We start from the raw sequence: 6,749 nt of genomic DNA on the forward strand, positions 1-6,749 counted from the left end.
CCACGAGCCCGTTCGGGATAAGGAAAACGGGCAGGGGCGCGAAGCCGCGGCTCAGCTGAGGCGTTCCATGATGAGGTCGCGGACGCGGGCGGCGTCGGCCTGGCCGCGGGTGGCCTTCATGACCGCGCCGACCAGGACGCCGGCTGCCTGCACCTTGCCGTCGCGGATGCGGGCCACGACATCGGGATTGGCCGCGATGGCCTCATCGATCGCGGCCAGCAGCGCCGAGTCGTCGCTGACCACGGCCAGGCCGCGGGCGGCCACCACCTCGTCCGGCGTGCCCTCTTCGTCCAGCACGCCCTCGATGACCTGGCGGGCGAGCCGGTCGTTCAGCGACCCGGCGGCCACCAGCTCGGAGATCCGCGCCACGTCGGCAGGCGTGATCGGCAGGGCGGATACCTCGATGCCCATGTCGTTCGCGCGGCGGGCCAGCTCACCCAGCCACCACTTGCGGGCGTCAGCCGGAGAGGCGCCGGCGGCCACCGTCGCCTCCACCGCGCCGAGCGCGCCGGCGTTCCGCAGCGCCTCGAACTCCAGCTCCGACAGCGACCACGCCGACATCAGCCGGGCACGCCGCGCCGAGGGCAGCTCGGGCAGCGACGCGGCGATCGAGTCGACCCAGTCGCGGGGCGGCGCGACCGGCACCAGGTCGGGCTCGGGGAAATAGCGGTAGTCCTGCGCCTCCTCCTTCGACCGGCCGGACGTGGTCACGCCGCTCTCCTCGTGGAAGTGCCGCGTCTCCTGGATCACGCGCCCGCCGGAGTCGAGCACCTCGGCCTGCCGGGAGACCTCCGAGCGCACCGCTCGTTCCACCGAGCGCAGCGAGTTCACGTTCTTCGTCTCGGTCCGCGTCCCCAGCACGTCAGAACCGCGCGGCGACAGCGACGTGTTCACGTCGGCGCGCAGCGAGCCCTCCTCCATCCGCACGTCCGAGACGCCGAGCGAGCGGAGCAGGTCGCGCAGCTCGGTGACATACGCGCGGGCGACCTCAGGCGCCAGGAACCCGGTGCCCGGCACCGGCCTGGTGACGATCTCGACCAGCGGGATGCCGGCCCGGTTGTAGTCGACCAGCGAGTAGTCGGCGCCCTGGATGCGTCCCGTCGCGCCGCCGACGTGCAGCGACTTGCCGGTGTCCTCCTCCAGGTGCACCCGCTCGATGCCCACCCGCACCGTCCTGCCACCGACCAGGACGTCCAGGTACCCGTCGACGCACAGGGGCTCGTCGTACTGGGAGATCTGGAAGTTCTTCGGCATATCCGGGTAGAAGTAGTTCTTCCGCGCGAACCGGCACCACGACGCGATCGAGCAGTTCAGCGCCAGCCCGATCTTGATCGTGTACTCGATCGCCACCCGGTTCGTCACCGGCAGCGAGCCGGGCAGCCCCAGGCAGACCGGGCAGACGTGCGAGTTCGGCTCCGCGCCGAACGTCGTCGGGCAGCCGCAGAACATCTTGGTCGTGGTGCCGAGCTCGACGTGCGTCTCCAGCCCGAACACCGGCTCGTACTTCTGCAGCGCCTCTTCGTACGTGACGGTCATCGGGCCGACAGTCCCTTCGCATCGGCGAGCAGCGGGTGCCCCCACCGCTCGTTGAACGCCGCCTCGACCGCCGCGGCGACCCGGTACAGCCGGTCGTCGGCCAGCGGCGGCGCCATTACCTGCAGCCCGGCCGGCAGGCCGTCCTCGTCGGCCAGCCCGCACGGGACCGAGATGGCGGCGTTGCCCGCCAGGTCGGTCGGGATCGTGCACAGGTCGGCCAGGTACATCGCCATCGGGTCGTCGGCCCGCTCCCCGATCGGGAAGGCGGTTGTCGGCGTCGCCGGCGACACCAGGACGTCCACCTGCCCGAACGCCGCGTCGAAGTCCTGGATGATCAGCGTCCGCACCTGCTGCGCCTTGCCGTAGTAGGCGTCGTAGTACCCGCTGGACAGCGCGTACGTGCCGAGCATGATCCGGCGCTTGACCTCGGCGCCGAAGCCCGCCGCGCGGGTCGCCGCCATGACCTCTTCCGCGCTGCCGCTGCCGGTCCGCAGCCCGTACCGCATGCCGTCGAACCTGGCCAGGTTGGACGACGCCTCGCTAGGCGCGATCAGGTAGTACGCCGGCAGCGCGTACTTGAAGTGCGGGCAGCTGATCTCGGTGACCTTGGCGCCCAGCGACTCGAGCAGCTCGACCGCCTCGGTGAACCGGGCCATCACGCCCGGCTGGTAGCCGTCGCCGGCGAACTCGGTGACCACGCCGATCCGCAGCCCGGCCACGTCGCCGTGCCTGGCCGCCTCGACGACCGGCGGCACCGGCGCGTTGATTGAGGTCGAGTCCATCGGGTCGTGCCCGGACATCACCTCGTGCAGCAGCGCGGCGTCAAGAACAGTTCTTCCGAGCGGGCCCGGGGTGTCCAGGGAAGAAGCGAACGCGACGACTCCGTACCGGGACGACCCGCCGTAGGTGGGCTTGGTGCCGACGATTCCGCACACTGCGGCGGGCTGCCTGATCGAGCCGCCGGTGTCAGTGCCGAGCGCCAGCGGCGCCATGTGAGCGGCGACCGCGGCGGCGGAGCCGCCCGACGATCCGCCGGGCACCTTCGCCAGGTCCCACGGGTTGTGGCTCGGCCCGAAGCCGGAGTTCTCCGTCGACGAGCCCATCGCGAACTCGTCCATGTTCGTCTTGCCGATGAGGATCGCGCCCGCGTTCCTCAGGCGCTGCGTGATCGTCGATTCGTACGGCGGGTGCCAGTCCCCGAGGATCTTCGAGCCGCAGGTGGTCGGCATCCCGATGGTGGTGAACAGGTCCTTGACCGCGACCGGGACGCCGGCCAGCGGGCCGAGCGGCTCGCCGGCCTTGCGCCTGGCGTCTACCTCCCGCGCCCGCGCGCGGGCGTCGTCGGCTGCCACGTGCAGGAACGCCTTGACCCTGTCATCGACAGCGGCGATCCGGTCCAGGTGCGCTTCGGTGACGTCGGCGGCAGAGACGTCGCCGGCGGCCATCGCGGCGGACAGCTCCGCCGCGGTCATCGTGATGAGCTCGTCCATGTCTCTCTTCCCGTCAGGGTTCCTCGGCCAGGATCCGCGGCACCTTGAAGCGCTGCAGCTCGACCTCGGGCGCGCCGCTGAGCGCCTGTTCCGGCGTCAGGCAGGGAGCCGGCTCGTCGTCGCGGAACACGTTGGTCAGGCCGGTCGCGTGCGAGGTCGGCGGAATGCCTTCCGCCGCTACTTCCTGCACCTGCGCGACCGCCGAGATGATCTGGTCGAGCTGCGGGGCCAGGTGGTCGAGCTCTTCGTCGCTGAGCGCGAGCCTCGACAGCCGGGCCAGGTGGGCCACCTCGTCACGGGTAATGGACATGCCCACAATCCTAGGGTTGATGCTCGCGGAACCTGTAACCAATACCTTGCCCGTGCTCCCCTCGATACCCAGCGGGAGAATGCGGCTATGGACGCACCCCTGAGCGGCGTCGTGCCAGTCGTGCCGACGATCTTCCATGATGATGAGACCGTTGACCTCGACGGCACGGCGCGCGTCGCGGACTACCTGGTAGACGCCGAGGTCGACGGGATGTGCCTGCTCGCCAACTATTCCGAGCAGTTCTCGCTGACCGACGCCGAACGCGACACGATCGCCCGCGCGCTTCTCGAACGCGTGGCGGGACGAGTTCCCGTGATCGTCACCACGAGCCACTACAGCGTCCGGGTCGCCGCCGCGCGCAGCCGCGCCGCGCAGGACATGGGGGCGGCGATGGTAATGGTCATGCCGCCGTTCTTCGGCGCCACGCTGACCGTGCCCGGCCCCGCCGTGATCGAGTACTTCTCGCGGGTGGCGGACGCGATCGACATCCCGATCATGGTGCAGGACGCGCCGTTGTCGGCGACCCCGCTGCCCGCCAGCCTGCTGATCGACCTGGTCAAGCAGGTCCCTCAGGTGCAGTACGCCAAGATCGAGGTGCCGCAGGCCGCGGACAAGCTGAGTTCGCTGGTCAGCGCCCTCGGCAGCAGCCTGCCCGGCCCATTCGACGGCGAAGAGTCGGTCACCCTGATCCCGGACCTGGACGCCGGGGCCATGGGCACCATGCCAAGTTCGATGGTCCCCGCCGAACTCAGCTGGATCGTCCACGGCTACCTGTCGGGCGACCGGGCCGGCGCCGTGCGTGCCTGGGAGGATCTGCTGCCGCTCATCCACTTCGAGAACCGCCAATGCGGGCTGCGCGCGCAGAAGATCCTGCTGGCCGAGGGCGGCATCGTCGCCTCGGACCGGACCCGCGCCCCGCTCGGCCCGGTGTCGCCAAGGACCCGGCGCGGCCTGATCGAACTGGCAACAGCCCGCGATCCGTTGATCCTCCGCTGGGCCCGCTAGCCATCTTCGTATCGGATTCGGCCCCTGAATTCCGGCAAATCGGACAGCAAAAGGGCCGGAAGTGATACGAAGATGGGAATCAGGGCCGGAAGTGATACCTAGACGCGCGGCTCGCCGGCCATTAGCTTTCAGCGGCTTCCGAGACGGTGGCGGAAGCCGGGACGGCGTCCGGGCCGCGGGTTAGCAGCGCGCGGAAGGCGTCCTCGGCGAGGATGGGGACGCCCAGCTCCACCGCCTTGTCGTACTTCGAGCCCGCGTTTTCGCCTGCCACCACGAAGTTCGTCTTCTTCGACACCGAGGACGACACCTTGCCGCCTGCCGCGCGGACCGCCTCGGCCGCCTCGTCCCTGGTGAGACCGGGGAGCGTGCCGGTGATCACCACCGTCACGCCCGCGAGCAGCCGGGACGACGCCGCGGACGGGTCGAATCCCGGCGTCGCGAGCTGCACCCCGGCCAGCCGCCACTTGTCGACGATCGCGACGTGCCAGTCGACGGTGAACCACTCCACGACCGAGGCGGCGATCGTCGGTCCGACACCGTCCACGATCGCCAGCGCGTCCGCGGACGCGGACGCGATCTCGTCCACGGAGCCGAACGCGTCGGCCAGCGCCCGCGCCGCGGTCGGCCCCACGTGCCTGATCGACAGGGCGACGAGCACCCGCCACAGCGGCCTGGTCTTGGCCTCGTCCAGGTTCATCATCAGCATGCGGGCGTTGACCTTGAGCCCGCCGGCCTTGTTCACGAAGAACGCGCAGGTCCCGAGCTTCTCCGCGGTCAGCGCGAACAGGTCGCCCTCGTCCGCCACCAGCCCGCAGTCGAGCAGCGCGACGACCGCCTCGTAGCCGAGCACCTCGATGTCGAGCGCGCTGCGCGACGCCAGGTGGAACAGCCGCTCGCGCAGCTGCGCGGGGCACGACACGGTGTTCGGGCAGCGCCAGTCGACCTCGCCCTCGTCCCTGGCGAGCCGCGTGCCGCACGCCGGGCACTCGGCGGGAAAGACGAATTCCCGCTCGCCGCCGGCGCGCAGCTCCAATACCGGGCCGACCACCTCGGGAATCACCTCGCCGGCTTTGCGCAGCACCACCATGTCGCCGATGAGCACGCCCTTACGCTTGACCTCGTCCTCGTTGTGCAGGGTCGCCCGGTCGACCGTTGATCCGCTGACCTTGACCGGTTCCATCACCGCGTACGGGGTGACCCGCCCGGTCCGCCCGACGTTAACCCGGATGTCGAGCAGCCGGGTGTTCACCTCCTCGGGCGGGTACTTGTAGGCGATCGCCCACCGCGGCGCCCGGCTGGTCGCGCCCATCGCGCGCTGCGTCTCGAGCGAGTCGATCTTCACGACCACACCGTCGATCTCGTACGGCGTCTCGTGCCGGTGCGCTGGGTCCGCGTAGTAGTCGATGTAGGCCTTGACCTCATCAAGGCTGGAAAAGACCTTGTACCGGTCGCTGACCGGCAGCCCCCACTCGCGCAGCTGCGCGTACCAGCCGGACTGCGTGTCCGGCGCCCCTTCCAGGTGCCCGGCCTCGCTCGGTCCGGCCGCGGCGCCGCTGATTTCGCCGTCCCCCGCCCCCACGACGCGGCCGATGCCATGCACGATCGCGCCCAGGCCACGGGAAGCGGTCACCCGGGGATCCTTCTGCCGCAGCGAGCCGGCCCCCGCGTTCCGCGGGTTGGCGAACGCCGGCTTGCCGGCCTCCTGCAGCGACTCGTTCAGCCGCACGAACGCCGCCTCGGGCAGGAACACCTCGCCCCTGACCTCGAGCACCTCGGGTACACCGTCCCCAGTGAGCCGGTCAGGGACCGACTTGATCGTCCGGACGTTCAGCGTCACGTCCTCGCCGGTCCGGCCGTCCCCGCGGGTGGCGGCGCGCGCCAGCCGGCCGCGCTCGTACACCAAGTCGATCGCCAGCCCGTCGATCTTCAGCTCGCACAGGTACGGTCCGGCGCCGCCGAGCCTGGCGGCCCGGTCGGTCCAGGCGGCGAACTCCTCCTCGGAGAAGACGTTGTCCAGGCTGAGCAGCCGCTCCAGGTGCTCCACCGGCGTGAACAGGGTGGACAGCCCGCCGCCCACGTTCTGCGTCGGCGAGTCCGGGGTGCGCAGCTCGGGGAACTGCTCCTCGAGCGCTTCCAGCGCCCGCATGTCCGTGTCGTACTCGATGTCGGCGATCGTCGGCGCGTCGAGGACGTAGTACCTGTACTGCGCGTCGCGCAGCTTCTCGCTCAGCTCCGCGTGCCGCTGCCGCGCCTCGTCCAGTTCCATAACGCCAGCTCCCCCATCATCTCCGGCAGGATGCGCGCCGCTTCCCGCACCCACCGCAGCGCCTCGCGCGCCTGCGCGGGCGACGCGCCGGCGAGCCCGCATGCGGGCGTGACCACGACCTGCCGCGCGCAGTCGCCCGGCG

General features: G+C 70.7%; 5 protein-coding genes and 1 pseudogene. 1 reads left to right on the top strand and 5 read right to left on the bottom strand.

Translation table 11 applies throughout. The features are described 5' to 3' along the window. Window positions 1-51: 51 nt before the first annotated feature. From gatB to gatC, 3 genes are read right to left on the bottom strand one after another with little or no spacing between them, the layout of a single operon-like run. On the bottom strand, window positions 52-1,536 hold the full coding sequence (gatB, locus tag WA805_RS17735) for an Asp-tRNA(Asn)/Glu-tRNA(Gln) amidotransferase subunit GatB (protein WP_422288636.1): 1,485 nt from the start codon (window positions 1,534-1,536) through the stop codon (window positions 52-54). Next, window positions 1,533-3,026, bottom strand: coding sequence for an Asp-tRNA(Asn)/Glu-tRNA(Gln) amidotransferase subunit GatA (gatA, locus tag WA805_RS17740; protein WP_425242886.1), 1,494 nt, complete (start codon window positions 3,024-3,026; stop codon window positions 1,533-1,535). The genes gatB and gatA overlap by 4 nt, the downstream gene beginning before the upstream one ends. 13 nt (window positions 3,027-3,039) lie before the next feature. Continuing rightward, window positions 3,040-3,336, bottom strand: a complete 297-nt coding sequence (gene gatC, locus WA805_RS17745) for an Asp-tRNA(Asn)/Glu-tRNA(Gln) amidotransferase subunit GatC (protein ID WP_422278234.1) — start codon at window positions 3,334-3,336, stop codon at window positions 3,040-3,042. Window positions 3,337-3,423: 87 nt separating this feature from the next. Between gatC and WA805_RS17750 the strand changes: the two genes are divergently transcribed. After that, complete coding sequence (locus WA805_RS17750) at window positions 3,424-4,341, top strand: dihydrodipicolinate synthase family protein (RefSeq protein ID WP_422337528.1); 918 nt, start codon at window positions 3,424-3,426, stop codon at window positions 4,339-4,341. A gap of 121 nt (window positions 4,342-4,462) precedes the next feature. Here WA805_RS17750 and ligA read toward each other — a convergent pair whose 3' ends face one another. Together ligA and WA805_RS17760 are read right to left on the bottom strand one after the other, a co-directional pair. Continuing rightward, window positions 4,463-6,607: an NAD-dependent DNA ligase LigA gene (ligA, locus tag WA805_RS17755; protein WP_425242887.1), complete on the bottom strand. Its 2,145-nt coding sequence runs from the start codon at window positions 6,605-6,607 to the stop codon at window positions 4,463-4,465. Continuing rightward, a pseudogene (locus tag WA805_RS17760) lies at window positions 6,568-6,749 on the bottom strand (hypothetical protein); the annotation flags it as partial. The gene ligA and the pseudogene WA805_RS17760, both read right to left, overlap by 40 nt.

It is taken from the genome of Trebonia sp., from assembly GCF_049794275.1.
Classification (GTDB): domain Bacteria; phylum Actinomycetota; class Actinomycetes; order Streptosporangiales; family Streptosporangiaceae; genus Trebonia.